Annotated in this window: 19 protein-coding genes, 1 riboswitch and 2 other annotated features; of the genes, 7 read left to right on the forward strand and 12 right to left on the reverse strand. The window is 44.7% G+C overall.

The window, feature by feature from the left end; all coding sequences use genetic code 11:
- Positions 1–176: 176 nt before the first annotated feature.
- A riboswitch (Fluoride riboswitch) is annotated at positions 177–253 on the forward strand.
- 55 nt (positions 254–308) lie between these two features.
- Positions 309–1,490 carry a cation:proton antiporter gene (locus ACHAL6_RS07605; protein ID WP_395269782.1) on the forward strand — a complete coding sequence of 394 codons (1,182 nt, stop codon included), beginning with the start codon at positions 309–311 and terminating at the stop codon, positions 1,488–1,490.
- 20 nt (positions 1,491–1,510) lie between these two features.
- Here the strand turns inward: ACHAL6_RS07605 and ACHAL6_RS07610 are convergent, their stop codons facing one another.
- A complete protein-coding gene (locus ACHAL6_RS07610; RefSeq protein WP_395269784.1) occupies positions 1,511–2,008 on the reverse strand; it encodes a DNA-deoxyinosine glycosylase in 498 nt (165 codons plus the stop codon).
- Positions 2,009–2,136: 128 nt separating this feature from the next.
- On the opposite strand from ACHAL6_RS07610, the gene ndk reads away from it, so the two are divergent.
- The gene (gene ndk / locus ACHAL6_RS07615; protein ID WP_395269786.1) at positions 2,137–2,538 is read left to right on the forward strand and encodes a nucleoside-diphosphate kinase; all 402 of its coding nucleotides are present in this window, start codon (positions 2,137–2,139) and stop codon (positions 2,536–2,538) included.
- Positions 2,539–2,620: 82 nt separating this feature from the next.
- Here the strand turns inward: ndk and ACHAL6_RS07620 are convergent, their stop codons facing one another.
- From ACHAL6_RS07620 to thrS, 4 genes are all read right to left on the reverse strand, one after another.
- Positions 2,621–3,253, reverse strand: a complete 633-nt coding sequence (locus tag ACHAL6_RS07620) for a glycerol-3-phosphate acyltransferase (RefSeq protein WP_395269787.1) — start codon at positions 3,251–3,253, stop codon at positions 2,621–2,623.
- 61 nt (positions 3,254–3,314) lie between these two features.
- Positions 3,315–3,866: a flavodoxin domain-containing protein gene (locus ACHAL6_RS07625; RefSeq protein WP_395269789.1), complete on the reverse strand. Its 552-nt coding sequence runs from the start codon at positions 3,864–3,866 to the stop codon at positions 3,315–3,317.
- Between the two features lie 128 nt (positions 3,867–3,994).
- The gene (locus ACHAL6_RS07630) at positions 3,995–4,381 is read right to left on the reverse strand and encodes an HNH endonuclease signature motif containing protein (protein WP_395269791.1); all 387 of its coding nucleotides are present in this window, start codon (positions 4,379–4,381) and stop codon (positions 3,995–3,997) included.
- Positions 4,382–4,397: 16 nt separating this feature from the next.
- Positions 4,398–6,395: a threonine--tRNA ligase gene (gene thrS, locus ACHAL6_RS07635; protein ID WP_395269793.1), complete on the reverse strand. Its 1,998-nt coding sequence runs from the start codon at positions 6,393–6,395 to the stop codon at positions 4,398–4,400.
- A 37-nt stretch (positions 6,396–6,432) separates the two neighbouring features.
- Positions 6,433–6,647, reverse strand: a binding site (T-box leader).
- Positions 6,648–6,804: 157 nt separating this feature from the next.
- Here thrS and ACHAL6_RS07640 point away from each other — a divergent pair.
- From ACHAL6_RS07640 to ACHAL6_RS07655, 4 genes are all read left to right on the forward strand, one after another.
- Positions 6,805–7,140: a hypothetical protein gene (locus tag ACHAL6_RS07640; protein WP_395269795.1), complete on the forward strand. Its 336-nt coding sequence runs from the start codon at positions 6,805–6,807 to the stop codon at positions 7,138–7,140.
- A gap of 377 nt (positions 7,141–7,517) precedes the next feature.
- A complete protein-coding gene (locus ACHAL6_RS07645; protein ID WP_395269797.1) occupies positions 7,518–7,994 on the forward strand; it encodes an NAD(P)H-dependent oxidoreductase subunit E in 477 nt (158 codons plus the stop codon).
- 1 nt (position 7,995) lies between these two features.
- Entirely contained in the window at positions 7,996–9,873 is a 1,878-nt protein-coding gene (locus ACHAL6_RS07650; protein ID WP_395269799.1) for an NADH-ubiquinone oxidoreductase-F iron-sulfur binding region domain-containing protein, read from the forward strand.
- A gap of 11 nt (positions 9,874–9,884) precedes the next feature.
- Positions 9,885–11,618, forward strand: a complete 1,734-nt coding sequence (locus ACHAL6_RS07655; RefSeq protein ID WP_395269801.1) for an NADH-dependent [FeFe] hydrogenase, group A6 — start codon at positions 9,885–9,887, stop codon at positions 11,616–11,618.
- Between the two features lie 68 nt (positions 11,619–11,686).
- Here ACHAL6_RS07655 and ACHAL6_RS07660 read toward each other — a convergent pair whose 3' ends face one another.
- From ACHAL6_RS07660 to ACHAL6_RS07675, 4 genes are all read right to left on the reverse strand, one after another.
- A complete protein-coding gene (locus ACHAL6_RS07660) occupies positions 11,687–11,962 on the reverse strand; it encodes an HU family DNA-binding protein (protein ID WP_207600768.1) in 276 nt (91 codons plus the stop codon).
- 175 nt (positions 11,963–12,137) lie between these two features.
- A complete protein-coding gene (hslO, locus tag ACHAL6_RS07665) occupies positions 12,138–13,016 on the reverse strand; it encodes an Hsp33 family molecular chaperone HslO (protein WP_395269803.1) in 879 nt (292 codons plus the stop codon).
- A 4-nt stretch (positions 13,017–13,020) separates the two neighbouring features.
- Positions 13,021–13,749, reverse strand: a complete 729-nt coding sequence (locus ACHAL6_RS07670) for a class I SAM-dependent DNA methyltransferase (protein WP_395269805.1) — start codon at positions 13,747–13,749, stop codon at positions 13,021–13,023.
- A gap of 369 nt (positions 13,750–14,118) precedes the next feature.
- Positions 14,119–14,838: a single-stranded DNA-binding protein gene (locus ACHAL6_RS07675; protein ID WP_395269807.1), complete on the reverse strand. Its 720-nt coding sequence runs from the start codon at positions 14,836–14,838 to the stop codon at positions 14,119–14,121.
- Between the two features lie 183 nt (positions 14,839–15,021).
- Here ACHAL6_RS07675 and ACHAL6_RS07680 point away from each other — a divergent pair, with 183 nt between their 5' ends.
- Positions 15,022–15,537 (forward strand): DUF4364 family protein, encoded by a 516-nt coding sequence (locus ACHAL6_RS07680; RefSeq protein ID WP_395269809.1) that lies wholly within the window; start codon positions 15,022–15,024, stop codon positions 15,535–15,537.
- Between the two features lie 50 nt (positions 15,538–15,587).
- On the opposite strand, the gene ACHAL6_RS07685 is transcribed toward ACHAL6_RS07680, so the two are convergent.
- From ACHAL6_RS07685 to ACHAL6_RS07695, 3 genes are all read right to left on the reverse strand, one after another.
- Positions 15,588–16,895: a bifunctional folylpolyglutamate synthase/dihydrofolate synthase gene (locus tag ACHAL6_RS07685; protein ID WP_395269811.1), complete on the reverse strand. Its 1,308-nt coding sequence runs from the start codon at positions 16,893–16,895 to the stop codon at positions 15,588–15,590.
- 115 nt (positions 16,896–17,010) lie between these two features.
- Positions 17,011–19,647, reverse strand: coding sequence for a valine--tRNA ligase (locus tag ACHAL6_RS07690; protein ID WP_395269813.1), 2,637 nt, complete (start codon positions 19,645–19,647; stop codon positions 17,011–17,013).
- Positions 19,648–19,741: 94 nt separating this feature from the next.
- Positions 19,742–19,955: a binding site (T-box leader), on the reverse strand.
- A gap of 13 nt (positions 19,956–19,968) precedes the next feature.
- Positions 19,969–24,258 carry an acyl-CoA dehydratase activase-related protein gene (locus ACHAL6_RS07695; protein WP_395269815.1) on the reverse strand — a complete coding sequence of 1,430 codons (4,290 nt, stop codon included), beginning with the start codon at positions 24,256–24,258 and terminating at the stop codon, positions 19,969–19,971.
- Positions 24,259–24,507 lie beyond the last annotated feature (249 nt).

The following is a 24,507-nucleotide window of genomic DNA, read 5'->3' on the forward strand; positions in this document are numbered from 1 at the left end:
CTGGGAAACGGAGAAGGACTTCAGAACGGCGAAGGCAATGGTCTGAAAGACGGCGCTGGTAATGGAAACGGCAACGGATTCGGAAGAAACAGATAACATATCATTTCCCCTAAGTTCAGAGCATCAGAAGATGCTCTGATTTTTTTGTTTTCATGTTCTGTCATCTGTGCTATTATAGGAAAGTCGGGAATGAAGATCTCCCGTAGCCCATGAGGCTAAAACCGCTGTTCCGGCTGATGACTTCTGCAGTTTCTTGCAGAGATCATCAGCTTTTGTATTATAAATTCATATTATTACGGAGGGAAAACATGTTACTTAGTTTATCACTGATCCTCATTATCGGATTTTCCTTAAGCGGGATTCTGAACAGATTCAGAATCCCGGGACTCATCGGACTTATCTTCACCGGTATTCTTCTCGGACCGCAAGGTCTGGATCTCATTTCAAAGGATATTTTGAACATTTCCAAAGATCTGAGGGAAATCGCGCTGATCGTCATCCTCCTGCGGGCGGGACTCACTCTGGATCTTCGCGACCTGAAGAAGGTAGGAAGACCAGCTGTGCTCATGAGCTTTATCCCAGCCACCTTTGAAATTCTGGCCATATCGCTCATTGCTCCCCCGCTTCTGGGGATCAGCTTCATTGAGGCGCTGATTCTGGGCGCTGTACTTAGTGCAGTATCCCCTGCAGTTGTGGTGCCTAGAATGATTCACCTTATGGAGAGCGGATATGGAAGAAAAAAACGGATTCCACAGCTGGTTCTTGCTGGAGCTTCTGTAGATGACATTTACGTCATTGTATTATTCACCGCTTTTCTTGGATTGTATGGTGGAAATCAGCTGAATGCAGGTGTTTTTCTTTCTGTCCCGGTATCTGTCCTTTCCGGCTTAGCGCTGGGAATCATTGCTGGGCTTCTTATGGTGAAAGTGTTCAGGATGATTCATATCAGAGATACCATCAAGGTGCTGATCATATTGAGCGTATCCTTCCTTTTCATGAGCTTTGAAGACCTCATTGCGCCATACTTCCCTCTTTCCGGACTTCTTGCAGTCATGGCGCTGGGAGGAACGATTCTCAAAGGGTATGAGATGCTGGCGAAAAGAATCATCGGCAAATTCTCCAAAATCTGGGTAGGTGCGGAGATCCTTCTGTTTGTCCTGGTAGGTGCGGCAGTGGAGATAGAGGCACTCTCCGGTGTCGGATTCAGAAGTGTGATTCTGATTGGGGCTGCTCTTCTGTTTAGAATGATCGGTGTGTTCATCAGTCTTATCAAGACGAATCTGAACAGGAAGGAAAGGCTTTTCACGGCCATAGCGTATCTTCCAAAAGCCACGGTGCAGGCGGCCATAGGAACCATTCCGCTAGCACAGGGCGTAGCGGCTGGAAGCACCATTCTGAGTCTTGCGGTTCTTGCAATCATGCTTACAGCACCTCTGGGCGCTTTGGGGATAGACCGGCTTCATACGAAAATGCTGACCAGAGATGTATGAAGAAAACGGGAATACGCGAGTCAGATATAGGGGGATAATTCCCTGTGCCACTGTTCTATGAGTTTCTGCAGTGACCAGGAAGCATTGGCTGGACTTGTGGAAGGAAGTACTCTGGCGGCAATGCCGGTTGCGTCCGCGCAGTATTTTCCATACAGCGTAAAGGACGTATTACCATTGCAGAAGATGGCACGGATCTTCCCTGTCTCCAGAATTTCTGAGAAGTCGTTTGCCACCACATTCCGGATACTGGAGTCGCTGGAACCTTCGATGTCGCTGGATGCGATGGTATCCCAGAGGGCAATGTGATACATCTTCAGCATATCTTTTTTCTCTTCGATGGTACTTACTTCCCCCTGATATCCCGTAACGGCTTTTAGGACTTTCCAGAATCTGTTCTGCGGATGCCCGTAAAAGAAGCTTTCTTCTCTTGACTTCACGGAAGGGAAACTTCCTAGTATCAGAATACGGGATGTTTCATCATATACGGGACCAAAGGGATGGGTTTCTCTTTCTGACATATGTTCTCACCTCTTTTTCAATCAGTATAGCATAATGTTCTGGTATAACTCAGGACCATTGTTCTATGAAACAGCGCATAATACTGATATAATTTATTCAGAGAAATCAATGATGTTAGGAGAATTTTATGGAAAAGACACTGGTACTGATCAAACCGGATGCCGTGGAGAGAAATCTCATCGGGAGAATACTCAGTCTCTATGAAGACCGAGGACTGAAGGTGACCGCACTGAAAATGCTGAATGCAGATAAAGAGACTGCAATGAAGCATTATGAGGAACACATAGGAAGACCCTATTTCGAGAATCTCATGAACTATATCACAAGAAGTCCCCTGGTGGCTCTGGTGCTGGAAGGTGATGACGCCATCGCACTTGTACGTGAAATCAACGGGAAGACCGATCCGCTGGAAGCCGCTGATGGAACCATCAGAAAGCTTTATGGGGAGACAAAGACCTACAATACGGTTCATGCATCAGATTCGGAAGAAAGCGCCGCAAGAGAAATTGAAATCTGGTTCGGCAGATGACACTTCTCACACTTAAAGCAAGAGGTTCTACGGAGTCCTTGATAAAGAAAGACTAGGCATTCAGTAAATGCCTAGTCTTTCTTTATTTTGAATCTTTTTTTCGATGCAGTACAGTCGAGAGCTTTGTCTCCTCACCGTTTAGGATTCTTTTGAAATTCGGTATATGAAGTTTTATGCTCAAGAGTCCTCCTAGTAGGGTAATCATGACCGGCCATAAACCAAGATCCTTGAAGATGGTCATGAACAGAACATAAATCAGCAGTGATAATGTTCCAATGGCGATATAGTCCGTTGCGAAGGTCACACCTGCTATGATGAACATGGCAATGATGCCGTAGACCGGATTCATGCCCAGAAGAATTCCGATCAGGGTTGCAGTTCCCTTTCCTCCCTTGAATTTCATGAAGAAAGGATAAATATGACCGAGGATGGCGGAGTATCCACCAATGTACAACAGCAGTGCACCTTCTTTGTTGAATCCCACAGAGAACAGATGTTTCACCAGAAGGACCGCAAATACGCCTTTCAGTATATCGATGAGTGCCACAACGACGCCGAATTTCCACCCCAGGGATTCCACAGCATTGGATGCTCCGGCGTTTCCCTGTCCTAAGTTTCTGATATCGACTTTTTTAATCAGTCTTCCAAGCAGATAACCCGATTGGATATTGCCAAGTAAATAACCGATCAGTGCAACAATTATATAATCTCTCATGTTTCTCCTTCTGGAATTCTTCCAAATCAATTATTTCGGCTGAAAGAGGCATAGCTGCACTTTATAGTGACTGCACCTCCTGAACCAGATCTCTGATCAGTTCACGATCGGTGAAATCCACTTGCCTGTGAAATACCGCAAGCATTCCCTTTTCGTCTGAAGTCAGTGGTCTCTTCTTCTTTTTCATATCGATCTTCAGTTTCATGAGCCTCATGAGCAGTCGATCGATGAAGCTCAGTTTTCTGAAGTCGAATCCGCCTCTATAATAGTATAGTTTTACATTCTTTTTTTCAACATCTTTCAGGTTATTCTCAAATATTTCTCTCTGAACCTCTTCCGAACGAAGGGATAGACCTGTACAGAATACAAAAACATTAGGAATCCCATCCACCTGATCTTCATCCATCACCTTTTTCAGTCCATTGATGCCGATGGCATACAGCCCTCCGCCGAAAATCAGTGTATCAATTCCACTTAATACTTCTTTGAGATTTTTCACTTCATTGAGATCATATTTGAGATCATATGCCTCCAGAGAAAGGTCTTCTGCAATCCAATGGGCATATTTCCTAGTGAATCCTGTTTTTGAAGAATATACTACTGCTGCTTTCAACTAAACCACCTCTACTTAAATACTTGATATTTTTAAGATAACACTATCATTGTGATAGTCAAGGATTTTCAAAAAAAAGAAAGATCTGAAAACAGATCTTTCTTTCGTAATCCAGTTAAGGCCATCCATCATACCAAGGGGTCGTAGTAATCTTCTTCTTCTTCTACAAGCTGATGACCACTCATGAGAAAATCGATGATGTCAATTCTTCGATAGCCTTCCTTATATCTTTTCAGTGTCTTCACAAGCGTTCTTAGAAGGCTGTTTGATAATTCAGCTCTTTTCCTGATTTCCTCTTTTCTGTAGAAATCTTCATGAAACAGATTCTGCAGCCGATTCTGCAGTGCCCGCTTGTATTTCAGATCGGTATCAGGGTCTTTATGAGGACCTGACATCCCCCTATGATGCTGCGCACAGAGATAGATCCGATTCAGAGGATATTCAAGTCCTCCCTCATCTTTATGAATGATATGATGTGTGTCTCCAGGTTTTCCACATACAACACATTTATTCAAATCATCGCCTCAACTTTTATTCTTCTGTGTTCTTTGGCGCAAAATGATAATTGTATCTTGTCTCATTCTCCTGCAGTACTCTATTGATGAATTCAGTAAGATCTGCAGAACCTTCGTTGCCTTTTTCACGGCTTGTCACCGCCAGCGTACCAGTTTCCTTTTCCTGCTCTCCGATGACCACAAAGTATGGAATTCTTTCATTTCTTGCTTCACGGATCTTGTATCCGATTTTCTCGTTTCTGTCATCCATTTCCGCACGGATACCCATCTTCTTCATCTTTGCCAGGACTTCCTCCACGTAATCATGGAATTTTTCTGAAATCGGAAGAAGTTTCACCTGAACTGGAGCCAGCCACAGAGGCATTGCTCCGGCATATTTCTCTATGAGAATCGCAAGGGTTCTTTCATAGCAGCCGATGCTGGTTCTATGGATGACAATCGGATGCTTCTTCTGCCCGTCTTTATCCACGTACGTCATGTTGAATCTTTCAGGAAGAGCGAAGTCGATCTGCACTGTGATGATGGTGTCTTCCTTACCATGAACGTTCTTCATCTGCAGGTCGAGTTTAGGGCCATAGAAAGCGGCCTCTCCTTCTGCTTCCACATAATCAAGTCCTGCATGATTCAGAATTTCTCTCATGGTGTTCTGCGTGCTTTCCCATGCTTCTGGATTGTTGATGTACTTATGTGTATCCTTTGGATCCCATTTGGAGAATCTGTAAGTGATGTCTTCCTTGATGCCAAGGGTTTCCATAACATAATTCGTCAGATCCAGTACACCTCTGAATTCTTCTTCCAGCTGATCAGGTCTTACAATCAGATGACCTTCTGAGATGGTGAACTGTCTGACTCTGGTAAGCCCGTGCATTTCGCCTGAGGACTCGTTTCTGAAGAGTGTGGATGTTTCTCCCATCTTCACTGGAAGGTCTCTGTAGCTGTGCTGGTCGGAATTATAGATGGCGAACTGGAAAGGACAGGTCATTGGTCTTAATGCCATGACTTCACCTTCCACATCATCACCGAACAGATCTCCATGTCCATGAGGATCCTGACACATGATGAACATTCCATCCTTGTAGTGATCCCAGTGACCGGATACCTTGAACAGGTCGGATTTCGACATCAGTGGTGTCTGAGTGAACTCATATCCACGGCTTTCTTCTTCATCTTCAATGAATCGCTTCATGACCTGAAGGATTTTTGTGCCGTTTTTCTTGAATAATGGCAGCCCCTGTCCGATCATATCAGATGATGTGAATATGTTGAGCTCTCTGCCTAGCTTATTATGATCCCGCTTCTTCGCTTCTTCCACCATAGCCAGATATTCATCCAGTTCATTCTTTTTAGGGAAGGAAGTACCGTAGATTCTGGACAGCATTTTGTTTTTTTCAGAACCTCTCCAGTATGCACCTGCAACCTGTGTCAGCTTGAATGCTTTTACAGCCTTTGTGGATGCGATATGCGGACCTGCACAGAGGTCTGTGAATTCGCCCATCTTATAGAAAGAAAGTACTTCATCTTCTGGTAGGTCGTTGATCAGCTCCACCTTATAAGGTTCACCCATTTCTTCCATCAGCTTCAGTGCTTCATTTCTGGATAGTGTGTATCTTTCCAGCTTCAGGTCCTCTTTTACGATTTTCTTCATTTCCGCTTCGATCTTTGTCAGGTCTTCTGCAGAAAAACTGCCCTCTTTATCAAAGTCGTAGTAATACCCGTTTTCAATGGCAGGTCCTATGGCAAGCTTCACCTCAGGGAAAAGCCTTTTCACAGCCAGTGCCAGAATATGTGATGAAGTATGTCTGAAAGCATGCTTGCCGTCTTCGTCATCAAAGGTTCTGATTTCCAGTTCGCAGTCTTCGTTTAGTTCATGACGGATGTCCACTCTCTCCCCATTGACACGCCCTGCCATGGCAGCGCGTCCAAGGCCTGATGAGATTGCATAGGCGGCATCAAGAACTGTTGATCCTTTTTCAATCTGAATCACATTTCCGTCTTTCAGTTTTAGATTAATCATGTTATCTCCTCCAATAAAATAAAATAGACCCGTCCCGGAAAGGGACGAGTCATCGTGGTTCCACCCTAATTAAAAGCAACACAACGTCACTTTCGCTTAATACCTTAACGCGGCAAACGTAGATACTTATACTTTCGTCTTCGTACTGCACTCCCAGGTGGTTTTCGCGAATATCATCTTAGGTTGCTTCCAGCCAAGGCAGCCCTCTCTTTAAAGAATCCGGTCGGTACTCTTCCTGTTCAATGTGTTTTGATTTTTGATTGACTTAATTATATCCAATTGACCCCGTTCCGTCAACTTCACATAAGATATTATTCTTAGGGTTCATCACTTGAAAGTTCGAAGAATAACTATAACCGAAAAGCAGAATAAGATATAATAGGAATAACAGGATGAGGAGGTAAAACTGATGTTGACTATAAAACTTCATTTTCCCAGATGCAGTGGGCATGAAAGAAAGAATCGATTGATCAAAAGTATCGTTTATCGTGTTGGTGGAAGATTTTCTCTGGATGACCAGCAGGTAAGAGTCATGTTCTATGAGTCTGAGTTTCGATCTGATATGGAATCGGATTTAGGAGATTTCATTCATATTGATGTAGTATCGTGCCCTTCTCTGGAGCTGGAAGAAAAGAAAGCCCTTGCAGAAATACTCAAGGACGAAATCAATATTTTTTCAGGCACAAAAGTGGATGATGTATCCATCTTCATCATGAATACAGATTGTGCGTCCTATTTCAAGTAAACAAAGAACAGCTGATCTGATTTTAAGTGCAAAACCATTCAATCAGGAGGGTTTGATTCAGATATCTTCCCTCCTTTCTATAAATTCTCGTTACAAACCGCTTATCACTTCGGTGCACTGCAGTGTATCGTCTCATGAAACGCGCTTTTTCTGCGTTATCTTAATTATTCTGTCACAGCATGCCAATTCATACTATTTTGGTCTGTAAAATACCAATCAGAGAAACCGATATGCAGATGCATAATCGGAAAATTAAATGATAAATATTTATCATTTAATGAAAAGAATTCATAATGGACTGAAATTTCTTGATAATACATAGTATTGTCTATATAATTAAGGGTGTTTGGTAAATATTTAACAAGAGGTGAGAGAAAATGTGTACTTTATCACAAAATCCTAAGATTCAGGAACTGGATGAATTTATTGCGAAAATCAACGCGAAGGAATCGGATCTCATAGAAGTTCTGCATCACGCACAGAATCTGTTCGGCTATATTTCCGAAGAACTGGTTGGTCATATCAGTCAGAAAATCGGAGTCCCTAAATCGAAGATCTTCGGAGTGGTCAGCTTCTACTCCTACTTCACAACAGAACCCAGAGGTAAGAATGTAATCAATGTCTGTATGGGAACCGCATGTTTTGTGCGTGGAGCGGACAAGATATTAAGAGAATTCGAGTCGCAGCTCAGGATGAAATCAGGAGAAACTTCCATTGATGGAATCTTCACCATAGATTCCCTGAGATGTGTCGGCGCCTGCGGACTGGCTCCTGTCGTTATGGTGAACGACAAGGTCTACGGCAGAGTCGAAGCAAAAGATGTCAATAAAATCATCAGTGAATGCGAGGTGTAATATGCTAAATAGTATAGATGATCTGAAAAATATCAGAGAAAAAAGTCAAGGACTTCTGTTTCTGAGAAAAAATGCAGCGCCAAAAGGAACCAGAAGAGAAATCCTGGTCTGCGCCGGAACTGGATGCCATAGTGCGAAAAGCAAGGAAATCGTCGAGAATTTCAATGAAGAACTGGAAAAAAGAAATCTCACCGAACAGGCCTCCTGCCATATCACCGGATGTTTCGGATTCTGCGAAAAAGGACCCATCGTAAAGGTTTTTCCTGACGATGTCTTTTATACGGAAGTGACGGAAAATGATGTGGATGAAATCATTTCCAAGCATATCGTTGAAGGTCAGATGGTAGAGCGTCTTCTGTATATCGATCCGAAGACCAGAGAGAAAATCGATACGCAGCATCATATGAATTTCTACAGAAAGCAGAATCGTATCGCCTTAAGAAACTGCGGACTCATCGATCCTGAGAAAATAGAAGAGTACATTGCAAATGATGGATATCTGGCACTTGCCGAAATCATCACGACCAAAGAACCCATCAATGTGGTGGATACGCTGAAAGCCTCTGGTCTTAGAGGACGTGGCGGCGGTGGCTTCCCTACCGGTTCCAAGTGGGGCATGACACTGCGTAGCAAGGGTCCGGAGAAGTATATGATCTGCAATGCCGATGAAGGAGACCCAGGTGCATTCATGGACAGATCCATACTGGAGGGAGATCCTCACAGTATCATTGAAGCCATGGCCATAGGCGGATTCGCCATCGGTGCCAACAAAGGTGTCGTATATATCAGAGCAGAGTACCCTCTTGCAATCAAACGTCTGAAGATTGCCATAGAACAGGCGAAAGCATTCAATCTGTTAGGAAAAAACATACTGAATTCCGGGTTTGATTTCGATCTTGTCATCAAATACGGTGCAGGCGCATTTGTGTGCGGAGAAGAGACGGCGCTGATCCAGAGTATTGAAGGACATAGAGGAGAACCTGTATCGAAACCTCCCTACCCTTCAGAGTCAGGTCTTTTCGGTAAACCTACCTGTGTAAACAATGTGGAAACCCTTGCCAATATTCCGATCATCTTCCAGAAAGGGCCAGAATGGTATTCCTCCATCGGAACAGAGTTCTCCAAAGGAACCAAGGTATTTGCCCTGGCTGGTAAAATCAATAATGTAGGCCTTGTAGAGGTGCCTATGGGCATCACATTAAGAGAAATCATCTATGAAATCGGTGGTGGAATCAAAGGCGGTCACGCTTTCAAGGCGGTTCAGACCGGTGGTCCCTCAGGTGGATGTATTACAGAAAAAGATCTGGACACCCCTATTGATTATGAATCTCTGAGCAGAATCGGTTCCATGATGGGTTCAGGCGGAATGATCGTAATGGACGAAGAGAACTGTATGGTGGACATCGCGAAATTCTATCTGGACTTCACAGTGGAAGAATCCTGCGGAAAATGCACCGCCTGCAGAGTCGGAAACAAGAGACTGCTTGAAATACTGAACAGAATCACAGCGGGTAAAGGTGAACTGGAAGATCTGGAAAAACTTGAAGAACTTTCTCAGACCATTAAAGACACTTCCTTATGCGGACTCGGACAGACTGCGCCGAATCCCATATTAAGCACCATTAAATACTTCGAAGACGAATATCGTGCACATATAGTAGATAAGAGATGTCCTTCAGGTGTCTGCAGAGATCTGCTCAGATATGTCATCACTGATGCCTGCATCGGCTGTACGAAGTGTGCCAGAGCATGCCCTGTGGATGCCATATCCGGAAAAGTTCGTGAGAAACATGAAATTGATCAGGAAATATGCATCAAGTGCGGAGCGTGTTATACTGCCTGCCCAGTGAAGCCGATCAAGGCTGTACAAATTGTATAGGAGGGAAAAAAATGGTAAATATTACCATCAACAATAAAGAAATCCAAGTGCCTGAGAATTTCACGATCCTTCAGGCTGCGGAAACACTGAACATCACAATCCCTACCCTTTGCCATCTTGACCTCCACGACATCAAAATGGTGAATAAAGTGGCATCCTGCAGAGCCTGTGTAGTGGAAGTGGAAGGTAGAAGAAATCTTGCACCATCCTGTTCCACCCCGGTCTATGAAGGAATGAAGATCAAGACAGACAGCTTACGAGCCATCAGAGCCAGAAGAACCATGGTGGAGCTTCTGATTTCCGACCATCCTAAGGACTGCCTGGTCTGCCTGAAGAATCAGGAATGTGAACTGCAGAACATTGCCCACGACCTCGGGGTCAAAAAGATCAGATATGAAGGAGAAATGTCCTTGTTTCATTCCGATAAGACCTCTAAGGCGATTTACAGAGATTCCTCGAAATGCATCCTCTGCAGAAGATGTGAAACCATGTGTAATGAAGTCCAGACGGTATATGCTCTTTCAGGTCTCGATAGAGGGTTTGATACAGTAGTCGGACCTGCATTTCATAACAAGCTGAAAGATACTGCATGTACATTCTGCGGTCAGTGCGTAGCTGTCTGTCCAACGGGTGCACTTGTGGAAGTGGACAATGTGCCTAAAGTATGGAGAGCTCTGGAGAAAAAAGACAAGACCGTAGTCGTCCAGGTGGCGCCAGCTGTAAGAGTGGCCCTTGGAGAACTCTTCGGACTTGAACCAGGAACCGTTGTCACCGGTAAAATGGTTTCAGCTCTGAAAAACCTCGGATTCGATTATGTGTTCGACACCAACTTTGCAGCGGATCTGACCATCATGGAAGAAGCCCACGAAATGATCGAACGTATCACAAACAACAAGAATCTACCGATCCTTACAAGCTGCTGCCCTGCCTGGGTGAAGTTCTTCGAGCATCAGTTCCCTGATCTTCTGGATATTCCATCCACCTGCAAATCTCCTCATGAGATGTTCGGTGCCATCACCAAACATTATTTCGCCGAAAAGATGGGCATCAAAGAAGAGGATATGATTGTGGTATCCGTGATGCCATGCGTTGCGAAGAAATACGAAGCAGAAAGACCCGAGCTGGAATACGGCGGAGTCAAGGATGTGGATATCGTCATCACAACCAGAGAGCTCGGACGTATGATCAAGGAAGCCGGCATCAACTTCCTGATGCTGGATGATGAAGACTACGACAATCCGCTTGGAGAATCAACCGGTGCAGCTTCAATATTCGGTACCACCGGTGGTGTCATAGAGGCGGCACTTAGAACCGCAGCCGTTCAGCTCACCGGCGGAACCATCGACAAGGTGGACTTCACGGAAGTGAGAGGCATGGCTGGTTTAAGAGAAGCCACTGTCACCATCGGAGATCTTACTTTGAACCTCGCCATCGCAAATGGCCTAGGAAACGCCAGAACGCTCCTGGAAAGCATCAGACAAGGGAAAAGCAATTACCATGCCATTGAAATCATGGCGTGTCCTGGTGGCTGTATAGGCGGAGGCGGACAACCCTACCATCATGGAGACCTGGAGATCCTCGAAAAGAGAGCCGCTGGTATCTATGCGATAGATACTCAGCATAAAGTGAGAATGTCTCATGAAAACAAAGCCATTCAGGAGCTCTACGAAAACTTCCTGGGTAAACCAGGTGGAGAGAAGGCCCATAAGCTTCTACATACAACCTATTTCAAGAGAGAACTGTAGAATTAAAACAGAAGAAACAAAGAAAGAACAGCCGAAGCTGTTCTTTCTTTATATTCATGCATAATATATTATTCGTTGATGATTTCCTTCAGGTCTTTTCCTGCTCTGAAAGCGGGCTGCTTGAATTCAGGAATCTGAATTTCTTCATTTGTCTTAGGATTTCTTCCTACTCTTGCTTTTCTATTCTTCACTTCGAAAGTACCGAACCCTGAAAGCTGAACCTTGTCTCCTTCTGTAAGTGCTTCCACGATGGATTCAATTGTTGCCTTCAGCACCTTTTCCGAGTCTTTCTTTGTAAAATTTGTTTTTTCTGCGATCTTTGTAACTAACTGTGCTTTATTCATTATTATTAGTCCTCCTTATTTATGAACACAAAGATTATTAAAACAGAATTTGCCTTATAAATCAAGTGTTACCGACAATTTTGTACATATTTTCATCGGATTTTCAATTCAAACGATTTCATAAATGAACCAGATGGAACAACCCGGTTCCATCTGGTTTTTCTTGTTTGCGGAATTATTTCAGTTCATCCAGTAAACGACCTATATCCTCATGAGAGAAGTCATATTTCTTGTTGCAGAAATGACAGATCAGCTCTTCGGAAGCATTGTCATCATAAATCTGCTTCAGATCCTCTTTTCCGATGGAAATAAGTGCTTTTTCCACCTTTTCCTTGGAACAGTCGCAATATAGTGCAGGGGTTCCTTCACTCAGGATATTAAGGTCCATTCCATCGAAGATATACTCAATGATTTCCACGATGGTGTTTCCATCCCGCTGAAGCGTTGTGATGCTGGGAATCTCTTCCAGACGATACATCAAAAGATCCGCCAGCATCTCATCTGCACCTGGCATCATCTGGATGATGAATCCGCCGGCGTTCATGATGGAACCGTCCACATCCACCAGTACACCTAAAGCGACTGCTGAAGGGGTCTGCTCGGAGACTGTATAGTAGTAGGCCAGATCTTCTGCGATTTCGCCTGTGAAAATCGGTACGGAGCTGACATAAGGTTCTTTCATGCCTAAATCCGTGATCACGGTGAATTTACCATCTATACCGATGATGCCTGAAACATCGAGTTTTCCCTTCTCGTTTACAGGGAGGTCTGCATCAGGATTTACAATGTAACCCTTGACTCTCCCATCTTCTCTTCCAGTGACCAGAACACCGCCAGAAATTCCTCCACCGTTGATCTGTACCGTTACGGAATCCTGCTTGCCTTTCAGCATGGAACCCATGAGGGCACCTGCAGTGAGCATCCTGCCGTATGCTGCGGAAGCTGTGGGCATGGTGTTGTGATTACGCACTGCTTCATTGACCAGTGCCGTTGTATCAGCAGCGATGATTCTTACACTGCCGTTCTGGGCAGTTGCGTGTATTATTTTATCCATTTCATTACCTCTTTCTAACAATGAATGTTACTCTTTCTGAAATATCTGTAATAGGAGTATCACTATAATCTTCACAGATTATAATTTCCTTAAATCCTGACTTTTTAAGCATTTCAACAAGGGTCTTCACTTCATATGCTCTTTCTTCGTGTACTTCTTCTATGCGCTCATAGAGATCTCCTCTTTTTACAAAGAAATTGAGTACCATCTCCACGATATCATCTTCATAGTAATTCTCCCAGGTATAGGCCAGGTCTTCTCTGGTATAGACATAATCCTTCGAACCTAATATTTCTCTGATCTTATAAGCGGAATTCACATCGAAAATGAAGACTCCATCCTCTTCCAGATGCTCATATGCTTTATCGAAAAGCATGCGGACTTCCTGTTCCTCCAGTATGTAGTTGATGGCATCGATGGAGGATGTGATGAGACTGAATTTCACCTGGAATGCGATCTCATGCATGGACAAGGCGAACGCCTGGTGTGGAATCCTCATCGCATTGAATTTATCCACTGCCTGAGTAAGCATATCAGAGGATAGATCCACAAGATAGGTTTCTCTGAACTCTCTTCCCACAAGAATCGAGAGAGATCCTGTGCCACAGCCCAGATCCAGGTACAGATTTCGATTTGGAGTTTTCGAGAGAACAAAGGATGCGATGTGATCATAGTCTATGTCTTCACTGATGAGCTGATCATATATCTCTGAAAAACCCAGATAACTGTCCATAACAATACCTCCTGATCCAGTACTTGATTGTTCCTTCAGTCATGAAGAACATTAGTATTTTATCATGAAATCTGATTTTATCAAAGCTAATCTGGGCGAAAAGAAACGGTTGTCCTTTCAGACAACCGTTCGTGGTTCATTCCGGTTTATGTTTTCTATTTGACAGCACATAACCAGTGAATAATGCTCCAATAGCCAGATAGAGGATGCTCTGTATAAATAAGCCTTGAATGATAAACATTACAGCTGCAATGAACATGAGCACGATAATAAGGCTTTGGAATATCAGCAAACCTTTGAGCATAAATATCCCTACTCTCTTGTAATATGAATTAATTATATACCGATTTCCATTGCTGTCAACTAAATTCAGGAGATATTCAGTTTTTCTTCAAAATCAGCCAAGTCTTCATCTTCCTGCGGTGTATCGTTTACAGATTCCACCAGATGAACAATGGAGGAAGACACTTCGTAGGCCACCTTCTCTTCCGTATGACCATCCGGATAGGTCTTCGTATAACTGCGTGACTGAAGTCTGCCATCGATCTGAATCTTGTCGCCGATGGACATGGATTTTGTGTATTTGGCATTTCTGCCCCAGGCAATGACCGGAATATAGTCCGTTTTATTGAAATGACGGTTCACTGCCAGAAGAAGATCTGTGATTTCTCTCCCGAAGGGTGTCATTCTGTAGACGGGTTCTTTACAGATGAATCCAGTAAGAACAATGGAATTGGGTTCTTCCGCTTTTTCTTCCGGAAAATCGATTTCTCTCACAAAAACAGTCAGAAGCAGTTTGTTTTTCGCTCCGACGACTTTATTGTAGCTTCTCAGCTGCCCGGATACTTTCGTATATCTGTCCTTGAAAAGAGTCTCTTTTTCAAACAGCTTTCCGGAAATAGTAAGGTTCAGGATATCTTTCGAATCGCTTAAGCGATTGACACAGAATTTCGCATGATAGAACTCTTCCCCATAGAGCTCATGACTGAATGCCGGTTCATCTAAAAAGTAGCCTTCGAGTCTGACCAGGTTATCATTTGTTTCTTCCAAGTTGCGTTCCCCCCATTTATGTTGTATCTCAGTGCGCATCGAGTAAAAGCGTACTACAATTTATTATAGCAAAGATGAAGTCGATTACAAGCTTTCATTTCTGGCATATCATAATAATATGAAGACGTACACAGTAGTATCCGGATATTTCCGTTCTATTTTTATATTGTAATAAATTTAATTTTTGGGTATGATTGTTGTAGTCTCCAAGGAGGGTGAGGAATGAATAATGCATTAGCTGAAAATAAACTACTGATTCTATATACTCTGTCTCAATCAAAACTGAACCTGACGAAAACCCAGTTTTCAAATATCATATTAGAATGTATTTATATCAATTACTTCGAATTACAGCAGTACATTGAAGAACTCATCAAAACGGGTCTGGTGGAGCTGGATGTTGTGAATGATAAAGAAGCCATAGTCATATCCGCTCAGGGGAAATCAGTTTTAGAAATGTTCAAGGACAGAATTCACGACCGAAAGAGAAAAGAGATTGACAAGTATCTGGTGGAGAATATCAATCATCTGATCAAGGAAACAACCATCACCCATGAAATCAGCGAAGGTCCTCATGGAACCATCCAGGTTACCTTGTCCGCCTTTGAAAACAAGGATGAGCTCATCAAGATCAGCATGAATTTTCCTACAAAGGAAACCGCAGATAAATCGGTTCAGAACTGGAAAGACCATTCCACAAAAATTTATGAGCTTCTCTATAAGGAACTCATCAGATAAGCTGCAAAGAAAGAATCCGCTGAGGTTATATACTTCAGCGGATTTTCTGTTTATATTCTGCTTTTGCGGGTTCTGTGCTTTTTAAATGCGTGCTCCATATCCCCTATGGTATAGAGTGATCCTGCACAGAGAATCAGATCCCCCTCTTCATACGCATCCAGAGCTTTTTCTATGGCATCCTGGAAGGAATCTGCAGTTTCTCCGACTGCTCCTTCATGCAGCAGTGGAAGGAGTCTTTCCGCCTCCAGCGCTCTGAAATCGTCCGGTGTGAAGCAGACCACCTTCTTCGTGTTTCGGGAAAGCACTTTCGTGACGGTTTCAACATCCTTATCCCGAAGCATGCCCAGGAGCAGGATGACACTCTTCCCCGGAAAATAGAAAGCAAGGCTTTCTTTCAGATTGATTGCTCCGTCCATATTATGTGCTCCATCAATGATCAGGAGCGGCTTTTCACTGATGACTTCCATACGTCCAGGCCATCGGACCTTTTCAAGAGCCAGAGTGATGGCCTCATCACTGATCTTTTCATATCCAAGACGCTTAAGCTCTTCTGCCGCATGAAGAACCACACCTGCATTCAGCATCTGATGGATACCCAGAAGCGAAAGCCTTATTGTGAGTGACTTTCTGCTGCGGAGATCATATCTGATTTTCTGATGAAGTCCATCCATTTCAAGAAACTTCATTTCTCTGGTGCTGGTGAATTTGAGTCTGGAGGAAACTTCCTCCGCTTTCTTCTTAAGGACCCTTCGCACTTCAGGCTGCTGTGAGGTTGAAATAGTGGGATTCCCTTTCATGATTCCAGCTTTATGCCATGCGATGGAGTCCAGAGTATGCCCTAATACAGCAGTATGATCAAAATTGATGGATGCAATGAGCGACAGTACCGGCTTTATGACATTTGTCGCATCATAAAGGCCCCCTATCCCCACTTCAATCAACGCGACATCCACCTTCTGGTCTCTGAAATAGAGAAAAGCCATGGCGGTGACCACTTCAAATTCCGAAGGAAAAGAATAACCTTCAGTCTCCAGTTTTTCACCTGCAGCTTTCACATTTTCAAAGTAGAAGATCACATCCTCTTCAGAAATCATCTGATTGTCGATCTGAATTCTTTCACGGAAGTCGAATATATAGGGAGAAGTGAAAAGTCCGGTCCGGTACCCGCTCAAAAGCAGCACTTCTTCCAGCATCCTGGAGATGGAACCTTTCCCGTTGGTCCCTGCCACATGAATATACTGCTGTTCTTCATGGGGATTTCCAAGAATCTCCATGAGCCGGTTCATGCGGTGCAGGTTTTCTTCTTTCTTTCTTCTTGGAATGCTGTGCAGCGCTTCCAGTGTCTCTTTATAGTTCAATTCAAGCTCACCTGATCTTTCATTCCTATCAATAGCTCTATTATACTTTTCATGGAAAGAATATCAAGAAAAAAAGTATAAGCAGGAAACCTGACTTATACTTTTCTTTTCAGCACTAGTTCAGTGCATGGATTCTTTCGGTTACAGCATCCAGCATGGACTGGTACTTCTCCCCTTTGGCTCTTTCTTCTGCTACGACCTCTTCTTTTGCGTTTGCCAGGAACTTTTCGTTTCCGAGCTTTCTGTTCACGCGTTCGATTTCAGATTCCAGCTTCTTTTTCTCTTTTCCGAGGCGGTCCAGTTCCTTTTCACGATCCACCAGATCCAGCAGCGGAATATAGATTCTTGCTGTGGAAGTGACTAGAGATACGTGGTTTTCATCTGTGCTGTCTTTATCAAGAAGCACCACATCTTCCGCATAAGCGAGCTTTATGAGATAATCCTTTGAATTTTCAAAGATATTCTTCTTGCCTTCATTTGGAAGGATGAACAGTGCTGATTTTTTCTTGTTCGGAACGTTCATCTCCTGTCTCAGATTTCGGATGCTCTTGATGGCTTCGATGATTCCGCCCATTCTCTCTTCGATTTCAGCATCGATGAGAGAGTTGTCCGCTTCAGGCCAGGATGCCATCATGATGGTCTCTTCATCATTCAGGAAGGAATAGATCTCTTCCGTGATGAATGGCATGGTGGGGTGAAGGAGCTTCAGTGACTTGATGAGAACATCTCTTATGATTCTGTAGCTGACACCCTTCTCTTCGTCGGTTCCATTGTAGAATACGGGCTTGATCAGCTCAATATACCAGTCGCACAGCTCGTTCCAGATGAACTCATAGACCTTCGAAAGGGCTATGCCAAGTTCGAATTTCTCCAGATTCTCTGTCACTTCCTCGATGAGATTGTTGATTTTAGACAGAATCCATTGATCCGCCATGGAATAACTGGTGCTGTCTTTATATTTTTCGATGAGTTCATGGTTGATGTTCATGAGGACAAATCTGGAAGCATTCCAGAGCTTGTTGGCGAAGTTTCTTGCCGCCTCCACTCTTTCAGGGTAGAACCGGATGTCGCTTCCTGGGGCATTTCCTGAAATCAGCATGAAGCGTAGTGCATCTGCGCCATATTCATCGATGGTTTCCAGTGGATCCACACCGTTTCCTAAGGATTTGCTCATCTTTCTTCCCTGAGAGTCTCTAACGATTCCATGAATGAATACTTTATCAAAAGGAACTTCTCCCATATTGTAGATCCCGGAGAACATCATTCTCATGACCCAGAACGGGATGATGTCATAGCCTGTAACCAGTGTTGAAGTCGGATAGAAATACTTCAGATCCTCTGTTTCATTGGGCCAGCCTAATGTGGAGAATGGCCATAAGGCGGAACTGAACCAGGTGTCCAGCACATCCTCCTCTTCTGTCAGGCTTCTGCTGCCGCATTTGCCGCAGAGCTTTGGCGCATCATGATCGACATGAACTTCACCACAGTCATCGCAGTACCATACGGGTATTCTATGACCCCACCAGAGCTGCCTTGAGATGCACCAGTCCTGAATGTTTTCCAGCCAGTGGAAATAGGTCTTTTCGAATCTTTCAGGTACAAAGTCTGTCTCTCCGCTCTTCACCGCTTCAATGGCAGGTCCAGCCAGAGGTTTCATTTCAACATACCACTGCTTGGAGATGATGGGTTCAATGACGGTTCCGCAGCGATCATGAGTGTTGACATTATGCATATGAGGTTCGATCTTTTCCAGTAGACCCAGCTCTTCCATATCCTTTATGATGGCTTTTCTGGCTTCATAACGGTCCATGCCCTGGTATTTTCCACCATGCTCATTGATGATGCCCTTATCGTCCAGAACTCTGATGGATTCCAGGTGATGTCTTTCACCTACATGGAAATCATTGGGATCGTGCGCAGGTGTGATCTTCACGCAGCCCGTACCGAAATCCTTATCCACATAATCATCGGCGACAATGGGGATTTCACGGTTCATGAGGGGCAGTGTCAGTGTCTTTCCGACCAGGTCCTTGAATCGCTCATCTTCCGGATGGACAGCTACAGCTGTATCGCCCAGCATGGTTTCCGGTCTTGTGGTGGCAATGACCATGTAACCGGATCCGTCTGCATAAGGATATCTGAAATGCCAGAAATTGCCATTATGCTCCACATATTCGATTTCAGCATCGGAAAGAGCGGTTTCACATTTGGGACACCAGTTGGTGATGCGGTTTCCTCTGTAGATCAGGCCGTCATTGTAGAGTTTCACAAATACTTCTCTTACGGCTCTGCTGAGGTTCTCATCCATGGTGAAGGCTTCTCTTGTGAAGTCACAGGAGGAACCCAGTTTCGTGATCTGATCTCGGATCTTCCCTCTGTATTCTTCAGACCATTCGTAGACCTTTTCAAGGAAGGCTTCTCTGCCCATTTCCTTTTTCACCAGTCCCTGCTTCAGCAGTTCATTTTCCACTCTCACTTCCGTGGCGATGGATGCATGGTCTGTTCCGGGCAGCCAGAGCGCTTCATAGCCCTGCATTCTTCTGAAACGGATCAGGATGTCCTGAAGGGTCAGGTCCAGTGCATGGCCCATGTGAAGTTTTCCTGTGATATTTGGTGGCGGCATCACGATGGTGTAAGGTTTTTTGTCTTTATTCACCTCAGGGGTGAAATACCCTTTATTGAGCCAGTTTTCGTAGATTCGTTTTTCAAAGTCCTTTGGACTATAGGTTGTTTCCAGATTCTTCTTTTCCATATTCTTCCTCCCTCGTATCATTTGATCATAACAGCTCATACTTCAAAGGCGTGATTTCGGCGGTTTTTTCTGTATAAAAAAAGAGCCTTCATCCTAAAAGGACGAAGACTCGCGGTACCACCTTTATTCCCACTGACATGGGCTCTCATACGTTAACGATTTGGATAAACCGTCCAAGCTTACTGTTAGTTCAGCTCAGAAGCTCAAAAGCTACCTTCTCCATGAGTCTAGTGTGAAAACCTTACAGCCTGCGGGTTTTCCTCTCTTTGCACTTCTTCATGGATACTCCTCTTTTTCAGCGCCTTTTTAAATATATTTCCATTATATCTGTCTATTCATGATTGTCAAGGCCTTTTCCTCATCACTCAGGTCCTGATTCCTCTGATTCTTTTCCAGATTCTTGAATGCGATGGAAATCATCAGCTTGATTCTGTTCAGCTGATTCACTTCGCTGGCGCCAGGATCATAGTCGATGGCCGTGATGTTGACGTCCTTGTTCTCTTCTCTCAGCTTCTTTATGACGCCTTTGCCGGTGATATGGTTCGGAAGACATGCGAAAGGCTGCATGCAGATGATATTCTCCACGCCTTCCTCAATGAGCTCCAGCATTTCTCCTGTGAGGAACCATCCTTCTCCCGTCTGATTTCCGATCTGAACCACATCCTTTGTGATCTCCGCCAGATGCTCGATTCTTGCCGGCGGGTGGAACCTTACGGAGTTTTCCAGTTCAGTTCGCATGGTTTTTCTGTAGGCTTCGATGATGGCGATGGCAGCTCTGCTTCCCAGCGCCTTTCCAAGGCTTCCACCCAGATCCTCTCTCTTGGCCACATTGTTGTAGGAGCAGTACAGGAAGAAATCCACCAGATCCGGCATTACTGCCTCACATCCGTTTTCTTCAATGACATTGACTACGGAGTTGTTGGCAGTGGGATGGAACTTCACAAGGATTTCTCCTACCAGTCCGACCTTCGGCTTCACCACATCAATGGTTTCAAGCTCATCAAACTGTCTAATGATCATTCTGATGTTGTCATTGAAGGATTTGATGGTAGGATCTTCCAGATCCTTTATGATTTTCTCCGTCAGGGACTCATAAAGCGCATTGGCGGAGCCTTTAATGGCTTCATAGGGTCTTACTCGATAAAGTACTCTCATGAGCACATCTCCGTAAAGAAGAGCCTGAAGTGCGCTGTTCAAGGTTTTCATATCCAGATCCATGCCAGGATGCTTCTCGAATCTCTGAACAGAAAGCGGTATCACAGGGACCTGTCCGAATCCGGATTCCTTCAGCGCTTTGCGCAGGAATCCCACATAGTTGGTTGCCCTGCAACCTCCGCCTGTCTGCGTGATGAGGCAGGAAGTGTTCTGAGGGTCGTACTCCCCGCTCTTCAGTGCCTTGATGACCTGTCCCACCACAAGAATGGATGGATAGCAGGCATCGTTGTTCACGTATTTCAGTCCTTCATCCACAGCCTTGAAATCCGTGTCCGGCAGCACAACCACGTTGAAGCCGGAATATCTCAAGGAAGCTTCCAGGAATCTGAAGTGAATCGGCGACATCTGAGGACTCAGGAGTGTGTGGGTCTTCTTCATCTCCTTCGTGAACAGCGTACGCTCATAAGTGATGGGCGTATCCTTGATCTCCACGTGATGTCGTTCTCTCTCGCTCATGGTGGCCAGCAGTGAACGCACTCTGATTCTTGCCGCACCCAGATTGTTTCCTTCGTCGATCTTCAGGAGCGTGAAAAGTTTATTCTTGCTGCGTAGAATCTCCTCCACCTGATCGCTGGTGACAGCATCCAGTCCGCATCCGAAGCTGTTCAGCTGGACAAGCTCCAGATTCTTTTCCCCAGCCACAAAGGAGGCGGCTCGATACAGCCTGTTGTGATAGGTCCACTGGTCTATGACGCGCAGAGGCCTCTCCACGGTGCCCAGATGGGCCACGGAGTCTTCCGTAAGAACAGCCATGCCGTATTCCGTGATGAGATTGGGGATCCCGTGATTGATTTCAGGATCGATATGATACGGTCTTCCAGCCAGAACAATCCCTTTCAGGCCGTTTTCTGCAATATACTGAAGCGTCTCTTCTCCTTTTTTCTGAATATCTGATTTATAGAGATCGAGCTCCTCGTAAGCCTTTTTCACAGCTTCTCTGACTTCCGCTGGGGAGAGGCTGTAATGCTTTGCCAGCACCTCATGGAGCTTCTTATGGAGATTCTTTCTGTCAAAAAAGTTCAGGAACGGATTCAGAAACTTCACTTTGCTTAAGGCCAGCACATCCATGTTGTTCTTGATGACCTCAGGATAGGATGTGACCACAGGGCAGTTGAAGTGATTGTTGGCGTTTGCATCTTCCTTTTCCTCATAGGGAAGACAAGGATAGAAGATGAGGTCCACGTCTTTGGCGGCAAGATATTCGATATGGCCATGGACCAGTTTTCCGGGATAGCACACAGACTCGGATGGAATACTGCTCATGCCTTTCTCGTAAAGCGGTTTGGATGACTTTGGTGAAAGCTGCACTTTGAAACCCAGACTGTCAAAGAATGTGAACCAGAACGGGTAGTTCTCATAGAGGTTCAGCACCCTTGGAATGCCGATGGTCCCTCTTGCATTTTCAGCCGTCACGGTGCTCTTGTATCCGAAGGTTCTCTTGTACTTGTAATCATACAGATTAGGAAGCACTTCTTTCTTCTGGATCTTCAGCGGTCTTTCACAACGGTTTCCTGTGATGTATTCTTCTGCACCTTCCTTGAAGATGTTGATGGTCAGTGGACAATGGTTCGTACAGAGATTGCATCTTCTCATTTCGGTCCTTGGACGAAGTTCTCTGACTTGTTCCAGAGAAAGCAGTGAGGTTTCCTTGCCTTCATGCCTGTCTCTGGCGATCTTTGCTGCGCCGAATGCACCCATGAGACCTGCGATATCTGGACGCACTGCTTCTCTTTCTGATATGAGTTCGAAGGCGCGCAGCACGCTGTCATTATAGAAGGTTCCACCCTGCACGATGATCTTTTTACCCATTTCCTTCGGATCTCGCACTTTGATGACTTTGAACAGGGCATTCTTGATGACGGAATAAGAAAGACCGGAGCTGATTTCCGAAACCGAAGCCCCTTCTTTCTGGGCCTGTTTGACTCTGGAGTTCATGAACACCGTGCATCTGGAGCCCAGATCCACCGGCTCTCGGGCTTCAAGCGCTGCCACTGCGAAATCTTTCACCTCATAGCCCAGTGAACTGGAAAAGCTCTCGATGAAAGAGCCGCATCCAGAGGAGCAGGCTTCGTTCAGCATGATGGAATCGATGGATCCATCTTTGATCCGCAGGCATTTCATGTCCTGTCCACCGATATCCAGTATGAAATCCACTCCTTCCAGGAAGTAGTTGGCGGCTTCATAGTGCGCAATGGTCTCAATCTCGCCGATATCGATACCCAGGGCGGCTTTAATAAGCCCTTCCCCGTACCCTGTCACTGTGCTGTGGGCAATGCGGATCCCTTCAGGCAGCGTGACAAGAAGCTCTGTGAGCACTTCCGTGATGAGTTTCAGCGGATCTCCCTGATTGCTGCCGTAATAGGAATAAAGGATATTTAGGTCTTTGTCCAGCAGAATCACTTTTGACGTGGTGGAGCCGGAGTCGATGCCCAGATAGGCATCACCCTCATATTCGGATAAGGGTTTTCGGGGCGCCACAGCCTTGCTGTGCCTCTCCTTGAACGCCTGGAACTCTTCTGGAGTCTTGAAGAGCGGATCGAGTCTGTTCACTTCCTTGCTGAATACATCTTTGAGCTTTCCGGCACGACTCATAAGCACTTCCAGCTGGTGAGGATAGTTTTCGAAGGAGGACAATGCTGCCCCCAAAGCCACATAAAGCTCCGCATTTTCAGGAACGATGATCTCATCTTTCTTCAGTTCCAGGGTCTCGATGAATCGCTTTCTCAGTTCCGGCAGAAAATGCAGCGGACCGCCAAGGAAGGCTATTTTCCCCCTGATGGGTCTTCCGCAGGCCAGACCTGAGATGGTCTGGTTCACTACAGCCTGGAATATGGATGCGGATATATCTTCTTTCTTTGCCCCTTCATTGATGAGAGGCTGGATATCCGTTTTCGCAAATACGCCACATCTTGCGGCTATGGGATAGATATAGCTGGAACCTTCTGCCAGGGTATTGACGCCTGATGCATCTGTTTTCAGGAGCGATGCCATCTGATCGATGAAAGCTCCAGTACCGCCTGCGCAGGTTCCATTCATTCTCTGCTCGATGGAACCGTCAAAATACGTGATTTTCGCATCCTCTCCACCAAGTTCGATGGCAACTTCCGTCTCAGGGATGAAGGTTTCCACAGCTTTTGTGGAAGCGATGACTTCCTGAATAAACTTGATATCAAGCCACGATGCCACAGAGAGTCCTCCGGACCCGGTTACAGCAACATGTATTTCCCTGTTGCCGAAGGAATCATGGATTTTCTTCATGACACTTACTACTGTACTTCGAATATCCGAAAAATGACGTTCGTAGGTACTGTATATGATTTTTCTGTTTTTATTTACGACTACAGCTTTCACTGTAGTTGAACCGACATCCAATCCTAAATAAATCTTATCAAGCATTTTATCATGTCTCCTATCATGCACGTAGCAGGTTGATAATAATATAGAATCAATTATATCATTTTTAAATTTTTAATAAAGATACAAGTTGTTATATTTTAATTATCAGAGTCTGACATGCATGTTAAATTCTTCTACTACCATCATATGCCGATTACAAAAGAACATCTATTTTTTATCAGGAAGTTTAGATAATCTTAAGAACAGAAAGAACGCAGTCATCAGATCTGCGTTCTTTCATAGGATACG

This window comes from Proteiniclasticum sp. C24MP, assembly GCF_043951855.1.
In the GTDB taxonomy this organism is placed as follows: domain Bacteria; phylum Bacillota; class Clostridia; order Clostridiales; family Clostridiaceae; genus Proteiniclasticum.